Genomic DNA, 18,693 nt, shown 5'->3' on the forward strand with positions numbered 1-18,693 from the left:
CGAAAACCTCCTTTCCACCTGTTTTGCTCAAACCTCTGGATGCAGTTCTGCACCATATTCATGCAGAAATATTTTCTGATATCGTTTGTATTCCGGTGCAAGAGGCTTCTCTCGCGGACAGTGGATACACCAAAAGTCCTCCTCCTGGTTGGGAACAACGACACGAAAGTCATTCCGCTGCATCTCCATACACATCGAGGTGTCGTAAAGGTGCCAGCCCGTGAACAGATCTTCACGCCACGAAATATCATGCTGCGTTGCGAGCAGAAGGCCATCCACCGCCTCCACATCAATATATGCTTCATCCGGTTCCATGCAGTGGGAGTCCACCACGCTCTCCGGCTCACAGTGATGCAGAACGCGCCCATAGGTGCGCAATCCATCCCACCAGACACCGGAACGCGGCAGACTGCGGCATCCAATCATGCCGACAAGTCCGACCGTCCTGTCCTCAAAGATCGCAAGCAGATCAGCAATGATATTCTTGTTGACGATCAGCACATCCTGATGCAGATAAATTTTGTAACGTGCCTTTGTCTTGCGTGCGCCCTCGTTATACCCCGCACACATGGAACAAGCATTGCGTATGGGAATATATTCCACCGTAATTCCATCGGGAATGTGCAGTGATTTTAGATACAGCAAACACTCACTATACATATCTTCATCATTGACACAGGAGATAAAGGCAACTTTATTTCGATCCAGCTCCATCATCCTTCGATCTCTTTTCCTTGCATATATCTTTGTAACCCGCGATAGCACTCTTGCTCCAATGGGTCAACGCTCTCCACCGCACTCACGCTCAGTACCGCCTGAATGAAATCATTCCGGGCATCCGAATACATTGATAAGCGCTGATAGAAGGATTCCGTATGAACAACCGTCTCACGAACCAATGACGCCAGATAGTCAGGAAATACCGCAAGTCGATCCAATATCTCCCACAATTCACGGACGGCTGTCAAAGCTTCCACATTGTACTCAATCCGATGAATCAACCGCACCATCTGCTCACGCTCCGCTGCCGTATACATGGATTTGAGAAGCGCCAACTCCGGCATGGAGCGATCTGCACGAACAAGGTAGAACTCCGTCTCAAGATCGTCACACTCGTTTTCAAAACCAGCAGTGACGAGGTGCGCAATGAGTCCCTCTGGAGCCTCACGCTTTTGTTGATGCACACGTACACTCTTATAAAACGAGGCATAGAGCAGATTTTCAAACTCAGCTCTCGCATAGAGGCGTGAAACAATATTATAATAATGCCCTTCCATTAGATTTTGCAGTACAGACCAATGTCTAATGTTGCGAAAACTGGTAAGGAATGCCCCTGTTTCTTTCAGAAACAGGGAAAAACCCGCAGCAATATCCTGCGGATTATCTGCCTGCTCCAAGGCAAGATCTGAAATAATATAGTCAAAAAATCCACGCGTGTACGGAAGCGGAACCGAAAGATAGTCGAGAATCTGCCAGCGAATCCCAACAGGAGCATCCCGCTCCATCTCATCCGGCTCAGCTGTAACGGCATAGAGTTCTGCCTGCGGAAACATTCTGCGCAGTTCATGCAGATATGTTAAGCTCTCGACAACTAGGATGCGCAGCGGCGCAGCATTTGGCTTTAGAAACGAGAGCAGTTTGGGACGAATTTTTTCAGCCAAGTGTGCTCCTCCATTTGATGACAGGTGATCCCACAGAGGGACACAGATATCTTCTATTATATCACAGAATGTAAAGAGCTCGTATCTCCCTTTTTCAGCTCAAAAGTGGAATAACGAAGATCTCAGGCATCTCATAGGGATGAACTGCACGGATCGCGGAAAGAGTCTCCTCCACACGAGCCGCTTTCACACGCAGTTCGACTTTGAGTTCCGGCGCCTCGGACAGCTCCCCGATGGTTCCCTCGTATGGTGAAGCTCCCGCAAGCGGACGCCATGATCCTGTTACGTGAGAGTACGCAAGACAGCCGTCATAGTTCCCAAGACGTCCCGCGTCCACAGACTGCAGCGCCTGCCGCAGCTGTGTGAGATGTGTCTCTGGAATAAAAATTTCGAGTTTTACATCCTCTATATGGTCAGTCATATATACGCTCCCTATTTATTATGTCATTCAATGTTCAGTCCGACATCAGAACGCAGCTGTATCGCCTCCGCGATATGAGTCGCCGTAATGGTCGGATATTGTGCAAGATCGGCAATCGTCCGTGCTACTTTGATGATACGGTCATGCGAACGTGCCGAGAGGTTGATGCGGTGAAATGCTGCCTCGAGCAGGTTTTCTGCATCCTTTTCGAGACGACAATATTTTTTTATCATACTGTGGTTCATCTGGGCATTGCAAAACAGCCCGTGTCTCTGCAATCGCTCGCGTTGAATGATGCGAGCCGCTACAACACGTTGACGAATCGCTTCGGAGGACTCCGCCCGGCGCGTAGTATGAAGATCCGCATAGTCCACGCGTGCGACACGAAGATGAAGGTCAATGCGATCCAGCAGAGGGCCCGACAGCTTACGCGTATAACGCTTGATCTCCCCAACAGAGCATTCGCATCCGTGATTCTTGTCACCGTAATAGCCGCAGGGACACGGATTCATTGCGGCTACCAAAATGATACTAGAGGGAAACGTCAGTGTTGCGTTGGCACGTGACACCGTAATCTGGCGATCTTCAATCGGCTCACGCAGTACCTCAAGCGTCTTCTTGCTGAACTCCGGCAGCTCGTCGAGAAAGAGTACGCCGTGATGGGCGAGTGTCACCTCGCCCGGACGCGGAATGCTGCCGCCGCCGATCATCGCCACCGTCGAGGACGTATGATGTGGACTGCGGAAGGGGCGCGTCGTCACAAGCCCCGTATCCTTGCCGAGCAAGCCCGAGATACTGTAAATCTTCGTAATCTCGATGGCTTCTTCCTTTGTCAGCTCGGGCAGAATCGACGGCATCCGACGTGCCAGCATCGTCTTGCCCGAGCCGGGTACACCGACCATCAGGACATTATGCCCTCCCGCTGCTGCAATCTCAAGTGCACGCTTCGCCTGATACTGCCCCTGTACGTCCGCAAAGTCATCCGTAAAAGTAGCGTCCTTTTTCTGCTCTGTTGGGTGTGGTACAGCAGGAGTCAGCGTCTCCGTGCCCGTCAGATGACGCACAAGCTGCGCCAAATTCTCAACCGCATAGACCTTTAGCCCGTCAATCAGGAGTGCCTCGTCTGCATTGGACGGTGCAACGTAAAACTCCGTTAATCCGTTTTCCCGCGCCGTAATCGCCATCGGTAGAATGCCGCTGATCGGACGGCAGTTCCCGTCAAGAGAAAGTTCCGCAGAGAAGAGTGCATTCTGCACCGCTGCCTCTGGAACCATGCCATAGGATGCAAGGAGGCCAACGGCTATCGGCAGATCAAGCCCCGAACTGTCCTTTCGCACATCGGCGGGCGCAAGATTCACCGTCACACGCTCCTGCCGCAGCTGAATGCCGGAGTTCCGAATCGCCGTCCGCACACGTTCCTTCGACTCCTTCACCGACGTATCGGGAAGCCCGACCAGCTCAAAGCCCGGCAGCCCCGGCGATACATCCACCTCAACGTCGATAATCCGTCCGTCAATCCCGAGGGTCGTCGCACCATAGGTCTTTGCAAACAACGGCCTTCCCTCCCACGTTTCAAATATAAGAAAATTATAACACAAGAGAGGGCTTGTTGCCTAATGATTCTTTGCAAAAGAAAAGAGATTCCAAACACCGATTTCCTACGTCCTTGAAAATACACAATCCTACAAATTCAGTGAGAATTACTTCTTTCACCTCATTGAAATAATCTCCTTGTAAGAATTCATAGATTCGTGTTATCATTGCTTCGTTATACTGTGTAGGGACATAGTTTCAAGGAGGATACCGAAGATGAGGAAGAAAGATCTCGTGCGAAAGATTACCTGCTGGATGACGCTTGGCATTTTTTCACTGCAGCCGGCTCTTACTTTTGCCGCCGACATCGTCGCCGACGCCTCCGCTCCCGAGGCGCAGCGTCCCTATGTGACGGAGACGGCAAACGGGATTCCTCTCGTGCAGATCGCGCGTCCAGACGGCAGTGATGTCTCTGTAAACCGTTACGACGCATTCAGTGTCCCCGAACGTGGTGCGATCCTCAACAATGCCTTTCTCTTTTCGAATACACAGCTTGCCGGATACATCGAGGGCAATCCGAACCTCAGTGGAGGCCCCGCACGCATCATCGTGAACGAGGTCATGAGCGACCGCCCCTCGGAGCTGCGCGGCTTCCTCGAAGTGGCGGGCACAAAAGCCGACGTCGTCATTGCAAATCCAAATGGGATTTACGCCGATGGTGCCGGCTTTTTGAATACCTCCCGTGCCATTCTTGCCTCAGGCCGCACGGAACGCGATGCCGCAGGTGGCTATGCGGGGCTTCGCATCGAGGACGGCAGGGCATACATCACGGGCAAGGGGCTCGATGCTCGCGGCGCGGACAGTGCCGAGATCTATGCCCGTGCCGTCGAAGTGAACGCAGGACTCTGGGCGAATCATGCAAAGATCGTCACAGGACAAAACAGCATCGCCAAGGACGGAAGCATCTCCCCCATCCCCTCTGAAACAACATCCACTGCCCCGCAGTACGCCATTGATCTTGCAGAGATTGGCGGTATGTATGCAAACCGCATCACGATGATCGGTACGGAAAAAGGTCTCGGTGTCAATCTCACGGGACAGCTTTCCGCCACACATGCCGTCTCCCTTGATGTAAGCGGCAACCTCAAAACCACAGGCTCACTCTACAGTGACGGAGATGTTGCCGTACGCGCCGATGAGATCGTAAACACAAATCTCATCTACGGAGGAAAGAATACCTCCATCCGTGCAAAAGAACTGACCAACAAAAGCGGCGGCAGAATTTATGGCGATACCGTTACCATCAACGCAGAGCGCGTCACGAACGAGACCGATGCGGCTCTGGAAGCACGTCTTGCACGCGAGGCACAGATCCTTTCACAGTACGCTCCCCGGATCGAAGCCGCACATCGAAATCTCACACCACCCTCCTCAGGAGGGATCTTCGGCAGACGTGCAGACCTGTCCAAGCAGCTTAATTCTTATCAGGAGAGGATTAGGGAGGCGGAAGCAGCCTACGATGCACAGCAGCATGTAGTGGATGCCCTCCGCGCTGAACTCGATGCAAAGCCTTCGGGCGTCATTGCCGCACACCGTCAACTCGATGTCAGTGCCAACACGATTCAAAATACCGGAAACGCCCTGCTCTACTCCGGTGGGGACATCGCTCTTACCGCAGGAGAGACTCTCAAAAACAGCGGCGCACGCATCGAGGCACAAGGCAGCATCGTCATTACCGCACCTCATATAGAGAATGAGAACGTCGCCTTTGCCGCAAAACGCAGCATCACGAATGTGACCATGAATCCCACCAAGATCCGCATCGACGAGCCGGGACATATGGAGCGGGGCAAGGCATTCCCGGAATGGGAGTTTCGGGACATCGACAGCGGCTATGGGGCATACCACAGTCACATCGCCCAAAAGCCCATCTATGAGCATGCCGCCTATGAGGAGATCAAACCGCTCTCCCCTGCCGAAATTGCCGCAGGAGAAGAACAGATTCCCGCAGAACTCATCGGCACATATGCCCCGAACTATGACTATGACGATCCCATCTTCAAAGAACTCGGTGTTGCGTCCATGAGTACACCGCGCCCTCCTCATGGAGATCCCGCGCGCGCTGCATGGGATGCACAGTATCGCATCGTCCTTGATACACTGAACACAAAGATCGACGCATATAACCGCGAGGCAGAGGAATACAACCGCACGACCGCACAGGCGGCAGGACAGAAGATCAACCTGCTGACCTTCATTGAGAGTGCACATATCCATTCGACAGAAAACGTCACTTCCTCCCTGCCCGCCGCAATTCGTGCCGGAAACAGCATCACGCTGCACGGCGACACAGAGAACACGGACAGCACCATCAGTGCCGGGGAGACACTTCACATCGACGGTGCGCTCACCGAAAATGCACATCAGCAGCAGGAACAGACCGTCACCCTCGGAACGACGCAGGGAAGCTATACGGAAAGAAGAAGCTGGATTCATAAGGGAAAAGTACGGAAGTTCCACAGCAAAGTCTACATGACCCCCGAAGTCGTACGTACGAATCCCACGCCAATCGGTGTCCATGTGATCGAAGAAAATGCCGCTGCAGAATCCATATCAGAGAAGCAGCGACAGCGCATCGCAGAGACACTCTCCCCCTTTGGACTTGTTTCCGTTCCGCAAACGGCAGGAACAGGCACGGGCGGCACGGAGCATCTCTCCCTCAGTGCACTCTACCGCGTCCATCCCGAAAGCACGGCAACGTATCTCGTCGAGACCGATCCCGCCTTTACCAACCGCAAGAAATTTCTCTCCTCCGACTATATGTATCGGCTGCTCAAATGGGATCCCGACAAAATCCCCAAACGCATCGGCGACGGATTCTATGAACAGCAGCTTCTCGCAGACCAAATCCTAAGACAAACAGGCAAACGCCATCTCGAAGGATATACCGACGATGAAACCGCATTCCGCGCACTTATGGATGCGGGTATTACGTATGCAAAGGAGATGAATCTCTCTCCCGGCATTGCCCTCTCCAAAGAACAGGTCGCCGCCCTCACCTCGGATATGATCTGGCTCGAAGAGCGCGAAGTCTATGTAAACGGTAAAAAGGAACGTGCCGTCTATCCTGTTCTCTACACCAAGAATACGAACGGTCTGAGGCTCACGGCGGGCGGCAGTCTCATCTCGGCAAAGAATATCGCCATCGAGACCAAGGACGCACTCAAGAATGCGGGGACTCTCTATGGTGAGAATATCCTTGCCCATGCGGGAGACATCGAAAACACAGGACTGATTCGCGGACTGAAGATCGGACTGAAGTCTGAGCGGGATATCCGTGTGCAGGGTTCTGTCATCGGCGATAAAGCCGTTGTCCTTGAAGCAAAAAACAATATTGATGTAAGCAGCACAACTGAGCGTCTTGCCCATCAGGATGTCCTGAATACGACCGCCGGGATCGCCGTCAAGGGCGATGAGGGCGTTCTTGTTGTGAGCGCAGGAAAGAATGCAGCACTTGCAGGAGCGACACTTGCGGCACTCGGCAAAAACGGAAGTGTCCTTCTCTCTGCGGGTGAAAACATCTCGCTTGATACCAAGAAACTCCAGAGCGAGAAGGATATGACGGCAGATGCCGCAAACTATCTTCGTACAAAGCGCGGTACGGAACTTGGCACAGAGATTCGCGCGGACGGGAACATCTCAATTGCCGCAGGAAACGACCTCACGGCACGCGCGGCAGATATTGCGAGTAAAAATGGCACAACATCGCTCTCCGCCGGAAACGATATATCCCTCACGGCAGGACGAGAGATATCCGAGGATCACTACGGCATTCGGTACAAAGAAAGCGGACTGCTCTCAACCAAGACCACAACCATCCGCATTGACACAGAGTCAGATATTGCGCGTACAACGAATATCACGGGGCAGAATGTCAACATTGCGGCAAAACGTGACGCAACCTTTACGGCAGCGAATATTGCTTCGGACAGCGATGTAAACATCGCCGCCGGACGAAATTTCTCTGCGGTCTCGGCAGAGAACTATTCGCATACGGAAAACTACAAAGAGGTCAAGAAGTCCGGCATCTTCGGTTCTGGCGGTGGACTCGGCTTCACCATCGGCACGCAGCAGACAAAGACCACGCGTGACAGCGATGCCATTACCCAGCAGGGAACGAATATCGCCGCACTCGGTGGAAACGTCTCCATCTCTGCCGGAGAGAAGGCACATATCTCATCGAGCAATATCCTCGCGGACAAAGATGCAACCATCACAGCGAAGGAAACGAGCATCGATGGCAAGTATAACATCTACCGCGAGAGCATCACACAGGAAAGCAAGACGACAGGGCTTACCGTCAGCTTCAGTCACGGTCTCCTTGATCTTGGTCAATCGCTCTATGCACCGATCAGCCGCATCGGCGAGGTGCAGGACGACCGACTCAAAGCTGCTTACGCCTACCAAACGGGGCGGATGATTCACGATGCGTTCAAGAAAAATCCGCTGACCAATGCAACATTCTCCCTGAATGTCAGCTTTGGTACGAGTAAATCCTACAGCCGTATGGAGAATACGACCCACGAATACGCAGGAAGCCGGATCGCGTCGGGTGGAAATACAAACGTCACTGCGGGTGAGCGTGACCTGACCGTCACGGGCAGTGCCATCACAGGACGTGATGTATCTCTTACGGCAAAGGGGAACGTGCGCCTTGAAGCGGGTGAGAATACAAATATCACCTCGACCGAGAACAAGTTCAGCTCTGCAAGCGTCGGTGCATCCTTTACCCCGCAGGGGCTGTCGAATATCAGCGTCAATGCAAGCAAAGGAAACGGCAACAGCAAAGAGACTCTTACCGCCTACTCCCCTACCCTCGTTGTTGCAGAGAACAATCTCAGCCTCACCTCGGGCAAGGATATGGACATCCTCGGGAGCAGGGCACAGGGCGATAAGATCACCGCAAAGGTCGGCGGGAACCTGAACATCGAAACCTTGCAGGAGAAAGAGACCTACGAGGAACAAAACTCTTCTATGGGCTTCGGCATCTCGTGGGGCGTAAAGAAAAAGGACAAAGCAACTTCAACCAAATCCACGGGTCAGACACAAAATCCTCCACCCACAAACGCAACGAAGAGTACGCCAAAGCCCAACGGCACGCAAGTCACCTCTCCCACCGGGAGAAAATTCTTCGCACCCACCATTGGCGCATCTTGGAACAAAGGCAATATCGACTCCCACTACCGCAGTGCACGCGAGCAGGCAGGATTCTATGCGGGCAGCGGCGGTTTTGACATTTACGTCGAGAAGAATACGGATCTCAAGGGCGGCGTTATCGCGAGCAACGCAACTCCCGACAAGAACCATCTTTCCACGGGCACACTCTCCTTTAGCGATCTCAAAAACGAAGCCGATTACAGTGCAAAGAGTATCGGTGCCTCCTACCACAAATATGGCAATTATGACGACATGACCAAGGACGAGCAAGACAAGGTTTACAACACCAAAGGACTTGCGCCGGTTCTCCCCATGCCCGTTGTCGGAAGTGCCGACAGCACCACAAAATCTGCCGTTGCACCAGCGACCATCGACATCCGTGAGAATCCGACACAGGACATATCTGCCCTCAGCCGTGACACTGCAAACTCGCTCAACAAACTCGGACGTATCTTCGACAAGGCAAAAATCGAAGAACAACAGGAGCTTGCCGCAGTCTTCGGTGAGGAGGCATTCCGTCTCGCCCATAACTTGAAGGACGATGGCAGCGGACGCAAGATCGCCATTCATTTCGCTATTGGCGGCATCATGAGTGCGATCACAGGTGCCGGCTTTGCTTCAGGTGCCATCGGTGCAGGACTCAACGAGGCACTCATTAAGAACCTAAAGGGTCTAGATCCCGGCACAGCACAAATCGTCAGCGCTATCGTCGGTGCGGCGGCAGCAAAAGCAGTTGGAGGAACGGCAGGAGCTGGTGCATCTGCGGCGGCAAGCGGGACGAAGTGGAACTACTTTCTCATAGAGCACCCGGAGTCATTTGCCTTTGATAAATTGGCGCAAAAAACGTTAAAAAGAAAAGATGGCAAAGAGCTTTCTGAAGATGAAGTCTTGAAGCTGCTCCAAGGCGTATCTGATATCTTTGCGGAACATGAACCGGTGCTTTCAGACGCCTGGAATGGCCAATCAGAAAACATAAAAAATTATAAGTATGTAGTTCAGTATCTAATGAACCAAGGTATAACTGGGGAAAGTGCAAATGATTTCTTAATGAGCTATAATACATATCTTCGTGAGCAAATTGATTGGAATGTAACTCAGGATGCAATTGGATATTTTGATGCTAGCGGTAATTATGTATTTAAACGATCCTACAACCAATGGATTCAAGCATATCGTCCACAGAAGTTTTGGGGCATTGACCTCAAAACAGAGGATGGGTTTACTAGAACCAAAATTATTGATGATAAAAATCCTAATCACACGGAAGAGCGAATACACTGGGGAGGGTGGCAACATAATCCACGGATCGCAGAGAACCCAAAGGAAGAGAGAGAAGGAGAGCGCGCAGATGAAGGTAATACAGCGGCGACAATTCGAAAGAGTGATGTAAATAAAAAAGATAGTAAGGGAAGTGTTCTACAAGATGGGCAACCGTCTGATAAGCTAGAAAGTCACAGTCACACATCTCCGCTTGAAGAGCAGAAAGGGACAAATGAAAACCACGAGTTTAAGGGAAATTTTGATCCAGTAAAAGAAACAGTGCAAAATGCACTGACGAATAAAGAAGGAATCCTTTATGGTGGGATTGTAGATTCTGATAAAACAGGGATGCTTTCGAAGAATGCACGAATAGGCCTTAAGATATTTGGCAGTGCTGGTGGCATTTCAGGTACAATATTATCTGGGATGGACTTCGTTAAGGACTATCATGAGTATAGTGGGAGAGATTTGGTAAAAGTATGGGGGACTGATGCTTTTGCTCTTGCTATTGGATTTGGCGGAAGTGCTATTGGTGGCACCTTATTAGGACTGCCCGGAGCCTATGTAGGAGGGGTTTTAGGTGGTGTCGGCGGAGCATATGTTAAGAGTTGGCTACGAGAAGGTATAAAAAAGGATAAAGAAAAGGCGGCAGCAGCATATAAGGATAGTGAAAGGAGGTAACGGTGAGTGTGGAGCCTTATCTTATTAGTTATATTAGGTGTTGCAGTAATCTTTAGAACAATGTACTATTATAAAAGGAAGGAAATAAGTCTACAAGGCTTGCAATCTATAGTTGGGATCTTTTGTTTAATAGTATTAGGAACTGGACCCTGCGTTGTAGATCATTTTTTCTTAAAGACAAGGATATTTTTGGAAACAGATGTGGGATTTGGTGTTCAGATTTTCTATATAGGAGCAACTTTGTTCATTGGCTCATATTTTACTTATAGATATACTCAATATTTGAACAAAACAGATCCCGAAGTTTTGCTAAAAGCGGATAAAAAGAATCTCCGAGTTAAGTTTGCATTTGAACGTGTTGCTTGGTTGTGGGTAGTGGGAGCTTTATTCATGATTGGTGGAATAACTATAATTTTATATTATTTGTAAATCCTTGTCCACGCGGCTATCGGCGGCATCATGAGCAGCATCACGGGGGCGGGCTTCACATCGGGCGCCGCGGGTGCGGGACTCAACGAAGCCGTGATTAAAGAAATTGACAAGATTGCCAAGCATGATCCCGGCATGGCACAAATCGTGAGTGCTATCGTCGGTGCGGCCGCGGCAAAGGCCGTTGGTGGAAATGCCGGTGCAGGTGCCGCAGCAGCCGCAAGCGGGACGAAGTGGAACTTCTTTTTTATGGAGTATCCAAATTTTCATGGAGTTGGAGCACTCGCCCAGCATATACTCATAAGGGAGGATGGAAAAGAATTTTCCCCTGAAGAAGTATTGTCACTTGTCCAAGGAATGAATAACGTCTTTTCTGAAGCAGAGCCTGAACGCGCAAATGCTCAGAATATGCAATCTGAAAATATCAATAACTATCCAAAAGCAATAAGCTACCTCATGAGTTCGGGGGTTACAAAAGAGAGTGCAATCCATTTTTTCAAAGAGTATAACACCCTGCTACGCAAACAAAACTGGAATGTATATTCAATCATTACAGATGATGTTCATGTCAGCGTGGATGAACGCACAAAAAAACCAATAGAAGATATACAAATCCCAAGACCAAAACTTAGCAAGGAAACGCTAATAGAGCCCTATCCTCCTGATGTATTTAATGGAGAAAATCTTGTTTTACCAAATACACCTTTAACGACACATGAGAAAAAAACCTCTCCAGGTGCTATCACCACCCCGAGGCAAGAGAACCATGGAGGTGAAGCTAACGACCAGAGCAAAGTAGCTTTAGGGAAAACTGTTGCAATTGAGACATTCAAGGCAGATGCAGATATTCCTGTAACTTTATACAATAAATACCATGACAATCCGGTCAAAGCGTTAAAGATAGGGATTTTTGCTCCTTTGGGATTTGGCTACGATATGTACCAAGATTACGGTAAATATAGTGGCACTGACCTTGCGAAGGTAACATTAATCAATAGTGGAGCATTTGCCTTTAGTAGCGTTGCAGATGCCTGGTTGATAGGATCAGCAGGAATGTCCGTTGAAGCAACAATTGTGACTAACACCATTATTGTTGAAACAGCAGATAAATTGAAAAAGATTTGGGCAAGAAGTGATGAAGAAAAAAGGCGAGAACTCCCATGAAATATGCTATTTATCTTTATTTTCTTTGGGCAGCTGGGAAAATGGCATATTTCTATTACTATAAGAAATTTGAAAGAAAATACAGCTATCGGAAATGGTATGTATTCAGCCATGGGGGTTCCTGCCTCATGCTTGCTGTTGCATGCTTCTGTGCAGCACTGTCCTTCGATGCTTGGACCGAAGGGATAGAGCGTACGAAATACTTTTGGATGGGACCCAGTCTATTTACCTTTGCATTGGGAGCATTTTTCTTCTTTGAATCAAAAATTGCTTTAGAAGAAGAAAAGCTTCGTCGTGGAGAACAACCCTTGGAAGCGCTGCATTATTATCGAGATAGATACTGGATACGGTTTAGGACTATATTGGCTTTGTTGAGTGCTATTTTGATGGGTGGAGGTGTGTTCTTTACGTTAGGTATCTCATAATCAATCAATAACAGTGACTCCGCCAGATCATGAGCACTTCCCCTTTGATCTCTCTCCCAATATTCTGGATCTTAAATACAAGCCCTATACCAATCCCTTGTTCGACTTTAAGGAGCAATGGAGTAGCCAAGATTTCTCTGATGGTAACAGGTTCTTTTCGAAAGGAGTTGAAAAAGAGAAAGCAGATAAAGCCTATCCTCCTGCCAATGAGCATTCATCTACCAACAATCCTAAAGATTTCGAGAGAACCGGCAAGCCAAATTCATCTATAGACCGTGTAGATGAAAAAGGCCGAATCATCACAAGGCATTGGTATGATGGAAATGGTCGTGCAAAAAAAGATGTAGATTTTACAGATCATGGAAATCCTAAAACACATCCCGAAGCTCCTCATGAACACACATGGGAATGGGATAAAAATGGTAATGCGAGCAGAAAATAGGTGAGAACTTTGAATCATATAAAAAAATAAGTTTCATCATTCCAAATGAATGGGGACAATATTTATATCGTATACTTTCCCCCATAAAGGATATCGTCGATGGTACATGGGAGGTTTATGGTACATGGGAAGTTGTTGATCTTCAGGCATGGAAAAATATAAACGGTGAAATGGTTGATTTATTTGATTCCGATTATTTTTCAAACCAAGATTTTTTCTCATTGCTCGAGTCATGTATGTATTATATAGTATCAGGTATATTCAGCTTAAAATCTTCCATCGAAAACAAAAAGGATAATCTGAATACACCTTATTTAGAAGTCATTGTAACAGATAGTGTATATGTAGATATTTCTTCTGTTGATGACAAGATAATATCTGCCTTGTATACGAATGCAGTAAACCAAGGATTTGAAAATATTGAAATGGATGGATAATTCCATCATCCTTGAAGATTAATTTTTACCGTCCCTTACTCTGTTATTCCCTATCAAAATATAGCAAAGGGAAATCTTAAGGCGGTTTCTCCCTGTTCCACATGAGGTGACTCCACTTGAAAACACTCAAACGCCCCTCTTTACTACTCCTCATCCCCCTCCTCTCCTTCTCTGCTCCTCCTGCTATCGCTGCCCCTGCACAGCAGGAACAGCTCGATCAGTCGCGAGCGCAGGAGGCGGAGCGGCAGGAGCGACTCGGTGAGGAGCGCGTGGAGACGATTGTCGCCCCTCCCTCGTCTGCTGATCTTCCCGCAGATGAGAGCGTTCGATTCCACATCTCTCATATCAGGATTGAGAACCAAGTGGAGCGATTCCGCTTCCTCGAACGCATCGCTCGCCCTTACAAGAATAAGAAGCTGTCTCTCAGCGACATCAACAAGCTCATCAATGCGATGAATCAATCCCTCATGGCTCGTGGGTTCTCCACGAGCCGTATTGTCGTGCCGGAACAGAATCTCTCATCTGGAGAACTTCGTCTCGTTCTGCAGATCGGCTATATTGGCACTGTTCGTTTCGCAGAGGGAAGTGATAATCTCTACTGGAAGAATCTCTTTCCCTTCCACGAGGGAGATATCCTCAACGTACGTGACATCGAGCAGGGTATCGAACAGGCAAAGCGCCTTCCCTCTCAGGATATCTCTGTTCAGCTCCTCCCCTCGGAGCAGCCACAACGGACGGATGTGGTGCTCACGGTAAAACGTGGGAAGAATTTCTACGGTACAATCTCGGTGGATGATTCAGGTCTTGAAGATACGGGAAAGCTCCAATGGTATACCTCCATTGGTATCGATCAGCCCTTTCACAAGAACGATATGCTCCGCATCGGTATGAATCTCGACGGCGCACAGGATGGATACGAAAAAGGAACGCGCGGATACAATATCAGCTACACCTATCCCTATGGACGGCATACATTTTCGTTTTCCTATCAGCGTTCAAAATATCATCAGACGGTAGAGAGTATTCCCTATAATTTCATCAGTGCAGGAGATTCCAATATTTCTACACTGTCATGGGACTATGTACTTCATCGCTCGGCTGCGATGAAGACAAGCATGGACATTCGTCTGCGGAAACGGAACTCACACAGCTTCCTCAACGATGTCGAGCTTCCCATTCAAGCAATGCATCAGACTTCGATGGAGGTCGGCTTTGCCGAGCGGCTTTATCTGCAGCACAATACGCTTTATTTCCGCCTGGCACACCGTTTTGGTCTCGGATGGTTGGAGGCACAGAAAGAGAAGCCCTATGATGACGCGCCTAAGACGCTCTATCGGATGTGGCTGCTCGATGTGGACTTCGTGCATCCGTTTGAGCTTGGTCATCATCCCGCAACATTTACGACATCCTTTCACGGACAATGGACGATGGATGATATGCGGCTCTACGGTGTGGATATGATCAGCATGGGCAATCGCTATACGGTGCGCGGCTTCGACGGCGAAGTGACATTGATGGGAACAAACGGCTGGTATCTCCGAAATGAGCTTTCGACACGGTTCCCGAAACAAAAGGCAGAACTCTACCTCGGGCTTGATGTCGGTGCGGTCTATGGGTACGGCACGGAGGTCTACAACGGACACGTGATTGCGGGCACAGTGCTCGGGCTGCGCGGCGCAATGGATACGCTCTCCTATGACGTATTCGCCGCCGCGCCCATACAAAAACCCGAGGGATTCCGTACACCGGATGTGACGTATGGATTCTCCCTCGGGATGAAGTTCTAGCGTTTCATCCATCAACACCAATCTCAATCCCACCCTTGAAAACAACAACCACCTGCCCGTCCTCCTTGACCACGATGTAATTGAGCAGTCCGCCCCATAACGCCTCATCGAACTCAACCTGATCTCCGTTGATACCATATACCACTTGAATCATGGTCTCCAAGATATTTCTCTTGCTCTCCCTCTCGGCAAGTTGCTCGTCCAACTTCTCCAAAGCCCCCTGCTTGTCCAGATAGCGTGCGCGAATCTCATTTTCCTGTTTCAGATACACCGTCTGATCCTGTGCTACCCGTGCATTCTCTCGAATCAGCGTTTCAAGGCGTTCTGCCAAAACAACAATCTCCTGCTCTACGCTATCGCGTTCCTCCATCAGCTCCTCTGTCTGGCAAACGTCGTCAATCAGAGATCGCAGTTCTGCAATCACGTTCTCTTTGACCTCCACCAAAGAGTTCAGAGCCTTGACGAAAATTCGTTTGATCTCCTCCTCCGTCAGATGCCTTGTGCTGCAGGGCTTTCCCTTCTGGGCATATTTCTTGTTGCAGCGATAGATCACCCTGCGGTACTTGTCCGTCGAGTGCCACACCTTCGCCCCGTACCAACCGCCGCAGCATCCGCATTTGATTTTGTTCGCGAAGATGCTCACGCCGCTGTGCTTGCCGTTCTGTTCTCTACGCTTTATCTCGGATTGCACAAAGTCGAACAAGTCCGGCGGGATAATCGCCTCGTGGTGCTCCTCCACATAATACTGCGGAATCTCGCCCGTGTTCTTCCGTCGCGTCTTATCGAGGAAGTCTGCCGTATACTCTTTCTGGATCAGCGCATCCCCACGATACTTCTCGTTGGTAAGGATGGAGCGCACCGTGGAAATGTACCATCTATCTTTTCCAGACGGAGATTTGATGCCGCGCTTCTCCAGTTCCTTCGTAATGGCATAAAAGGATCGCCCGCCAAGGAAGAGTTTGTAGATGAGCCTTACGATTTTCGCCTGTTCCTCGTTGATTTTGAAGTCCTTGTCATAGCCGAGGAATGCGCTGTATCCCACACTGGTTTTTCCCTCGGCGAACTGCTTCCGCTTGCCCCATGTGGTGTTCTCCGAGATACTGCGGCTCTCCTCCTGAGCCAGCGAGCTCATAATCGTGATGAGGAGTTCTCCGCGTGTGTCGAACGTCCAGATGTTCTCTTTTTCAAAGTAAATCTCTACACCATGTTCCTTGAGTTTTCGGACGTTTTGAAGAGAATCCACCGTGTTTCTCGCGAAGCGGCTGACGGACTTTGTGATGATAAGGTCAATCTTACCCGCAAGGGCATCCTCGATCATCTGGTTGAATCCATCGCGTTTTTTGGTGTTCGTTCCGCTTATCCCCTCGTCCGAATACATGCCGACGAAATCCCAGTCTGCACGGCTCTCGATGTAGTTCTTGTAATGCGCCATCTGCATTTCATAACTGGAAGCCTGTTCTTCATGATCGGTCGAAACTCTGGCATATCCTGCCGTCCTGCGCCGTCTTGGTTCTGCCGTAACCTCAGAACGAAAGATTTTAGGGCTTGCAGGGATTACCCGCACTGTCTTTGCCATCGGTATGCGCCTCCTTCTTTGAGTTGAAATATGACCTCATCATCGGATATGGTGATCCGCTCGACATTCTGTACGATCTTGCCCTCGTAGCCATCGCCGAAGAAGGATTCTGCCGCTTCCTTGAGTTCGGATTCGGGCAGCTGTTTCAGTCGGCACTTTGTGCGCGGCTGACTGCAAGACCACACCTTAGTCCCCTTCGTCCATGTATCCCGCTCACACTTGCTGCCGCAGGAAGCGCAGTACACTTTGTTCGTGAAGGGATTGCTGCCGCGCTGCCCGCTGTAGGTTCGAGCAATCTTTTTTATGCGACCGTTCGTAAGATGAAATTCCACACAGTCATTGTGAATGACGATCTTTGACACCTTATGCCTAAGTTCTGTGGCATCGAAATCATCCTTCTCCATGACGGTTCTGACCGCAGCCACAAGCTCCTCCTCTTTGATCGGACGGCTGTCACAGGATTCCCTACCTTTCCGCTCTCTTGTGTTGCAGCCCCACCGTCTGTACTTCCCGGCGGTTCTTCTGCTGAAGCCGCCTCCGCAACATCCGCACTTCACCATCCCGGAAAACGGCATTAGCACAGGATTCCGATTCGCAGACCGTTCGGCTCTCATTTTCCGTATCTCTTGTGCCTCATCGAAGTCATCCTTGCTCACGAGCGGCTCAAACACTCCATCCACGAGATAAAGAGGCAATTCTCCTTTATTCCGTTTGCGGATATGTCCCTCGCTGATGTAGTTTTTTTGGAGGGCCATCGTCCCCGTGTAGGAGATGTTGGAGAGGATGTCTTTGACCGTGGTCTGCTCGATTGGTCTCCCCTGCCGTCCCGTGACTCCGCGCCATGCGAGACTCTTTGCGATGGCGTAGGCAGATTCCCCGGCAAGGTATCTACGGAATATCTCCTTGACGATCTTGCCCTCTACTTCAACAATACAGAACATCTCACCGTCCCATCGGTAGCCGTAAGGCGGTTTATGCCCGTTCGGAATCCCCTCGGCAAAGCGTCTCCGCACGCCCCATCGGATGTTGTCGCCGATGCTTCTGCTCTCCTCTTGGGCAAAGGATGCAAGCAGCGTCAAGAGAAGTTCCCCGTCTTCGGACATGGAATCAATGTTCTCGCGCTCAAAGCGGACGGCAATCCCCTTTTCCTTCAGTTTTCGTACTGTGTGCAAACAATCCACGGTGTCACGGGCAAAGCGACTAATGCTTTTGACGAGTACCAAATCAATCTTCCCGGCGTTGCAGTCCGCGATCAGCCGCTTGAACTCCGTTCGATGAGTAGTACTTGTGCCTGTGATACCTTCATCTGCGTACACGCCGGCGTATTCCCATGCGGGGTTCTTCTGGATGAGACTACTGTAGTAACTGACCTGCGCCGCAAGAGAGTGGTGAAGCGTGTCCACAGAGACACGGGCGTAGGCAGCCACACGCAGCTTTTTCTGCAATGTCTGGGTTGGTTGGACTCTTCGTATTTTCATGGTGCTCCCTCCTTTCCACCCCCATATTCCCGTACTATCCGCACGATAGCAAGTCAATATCCGAAAATAGAAGCCCGATGACGGGGCGGTATTTCTCACGCATTTTCGCTTCAAACGCAAGATACTCGTCTTCTGAGAAAAGCCCGCTCTGCAGCATTTTCCATGAAGCACGCATCACCATT

At 49.9% G+C, this 18,693-nt stretch carries 14 protein-coding genes; 7 read left to right on the plus strand and 7 right to left on the minus strand.

The genetic code is table 11. The features are described 5' to 3' along the window. Positions 1-27: 27 nt before the first annotated feature. The 4 genes from BCS37_RS06065 to BCS37_RS06080 form a co-directional block, all read right to left on the minus strand. A complete protein-coding gene (locus BCS37_RS06065) occupies positions 28-714 on the minus strand; it encodes a glycosyltransferase family protein (protein ID WP_083205812.1) in 687 nt (228 codons plus the stop codon). Beyond that, on the minus strand, positions 714-1,661 hold the full coding sequence (locus BCS37_RS06070; protein ID WP_069180623.1) for a hypothetical protein: 948 nt from the start codon (positions 1,659-1,661) through the stop codon (positions 714-716). The genes BCS37_RS06065 and BCS37_RS06070 overlap by 1 nt, the downstream gene beginning before the upstream one ends. A 94-nt stretch (positions 1,662-1,755) precedes the next feature. Continuing rightward, complete coding sequence (gene cutA, locus BCS37_RS06075) at positions 1,756-2,082, minus strand: divalent cation tolerance protein CutA (protein WP_069180624.1); 327 nt, start codon at positions 2,080-2,082, stop codon at positions 1,756-1,758. 23 nt (positions 2,083-2,105) lie between these two features. Continuing rightward, entirely contained in the window at positions 2,106-3,635 is a 1,530-nt protein-coding gene (locus BCS37_RS06080) for a YifB family Mg chelatase-like AAA ATPase (RefSeq protein ID WP_069180625.1), read from the minus strand. Positions 3,636-3,891: 256 nt separating this feature from the next. On the opposite strand from BCS37_RS06080, the gene BCS37_RS06085 reads away from it, so the two are divergent. From BCS37_RS06085 to BCS37_RS06110, 7 genes are all read left to right on the plus strand, one after another. After that, complete coding sequence (locus BCS37_RS06085; RefSeq protein ID WP_069180626.1) at positions 3,892-10,773, plus strand: hemagglutinin repeat-containing protein; 6,882 nt, start codon at positions 3,892-3,894, stop codon at positions 10,771-10,773. Positions 10,774-10,779: 6 nt separating this feature from the next. Then, positions 10,780-11,202 carry a hypothetical protein gene (locus BCS37_RS06090; protein ID WP_069180627.1) on the plus strand — a complete coding sequence of 141 codons (423 nt, stop codon included), beginning with the start codon at positions 10,780-10,782 and terminating at the stop codon, positions 11,200-11,202. Between the two features lie 30 nt (positions 11,203-11,232). Continuing rightward, on the plus strand, positions 11,233-12,366 hold the full coding sequence (locus BCS37_RS12245) for a hypothetical protein (RefSeq protein ID WP_237142693.1): 1,134 nt from the start codon (positions 11,233-11,235) through the stop codon (positions 12,364-12,366). Beyond that, on the plus strand, positions 12,363-12,791 hold the full coding sequence (locus BCS37_RS06100; protein ID WP_069180628.1) for a hypothetical protein: 429 nt from the start codon (positions 12,363-12,365) through the stop codon (positions 12,789-12,791). Before BCS37_RS12245 ends, BCS37_RS06100 begins: the two co-directional genes overlap by 4 nt. Before the next feature lie 97 nt (positions 12,792-12,888). Next, entirely contained in the window at positions 12,889-13,233 is a 345-nt protein-coding gene (locus BCS37_RS11765; protein ID WP_216818847.1) for a polymorphic toxin type 24 domain-containing protein, read from the plus strand. A gap of 83 nt (positions 13,234-13,316) precedes the next feature. After that, the gene (locus BCS37_RS11770; protein ID WP_237142750.1) at positions 13,317-13,670 is read left to right on the plus strand and encodes a DUF2691 family protein; all 354 of its coding nucleotides are present in this window, start codon (positions 13,317-13,319) and stop codon (positions 13,668-13,670) included. A 116-nt stretch (positions 13,671-13,786) separates the two neighbouring features. Beyond that, positions 13,787-15,457: a ShlB/FhaC/HecB family hemolysin secretion/activation protein gene (locus BCS37_RS06110; protein ID WP_069180630.1), complete on the plus strand. Its 1,671-nt coding sequence runs from the start codon at positions 13,787-13,789 to the stop codon at positions 15,455-15,457. A gap of 4 nt (positions 15,458-15,461) precedes the next feature. On the opposite strand, the gene BCS37_RS06115 is transcribed toward BCS37_RS06110, so the two are convergent. Genes BCS37_RS06115 through BCS37_RS12370 form a run of 3 tightly spaced genes read right to left on the minus strand, consistent with a single transcriptional unit; the run spans position 15,462 to position 18,692 of the window. Then, a complete protein-coding gene (locus BCS37_RS06115) occupies positions 15,462-17,033 on the minus strand; it encodes a recombinase family protein (RefSeq protein ID WP_069180631.1) in 1,572 nt (523 codons plus the stop codon). Next, positions 17,012-18,511, minus strand: coding sequence for a recombinase family protein (locus BCS37_RS06120; protein WP_069180632.1), 1,500 nt, complete (start codon positions 18,509-18,511; stop codon positions 17,012-17,014). Before BCS37_RS06120 ends, BCS37_RS06115 begins: the two co-directional genes overlap by 22 nt. Before the next feature lie 34 nt (positions 18,512-18,545). Beyond that, the gene (locus BCS37_RS12370; protein ID WP_442983857.1) at positions 18,546-18,692 is read right to left on the minus strand and encodes an SHOCT domain-containing protein; all 147 of its coding nucleotides are present in this window, start codon (positions 18,690-18,692) and stop codon (positions 18,546-18,548) included. Position 18,693: the final 1 nt, after the last annotated feature.

It is taken from the genome of Selenomonas sp. oral taxon 920, assembly GCF_001717585.1.
GTDB lineage: Bacteria > Bacillota > Negativicutes > Selenomonadales > Selenomonadaceae > Centipeda.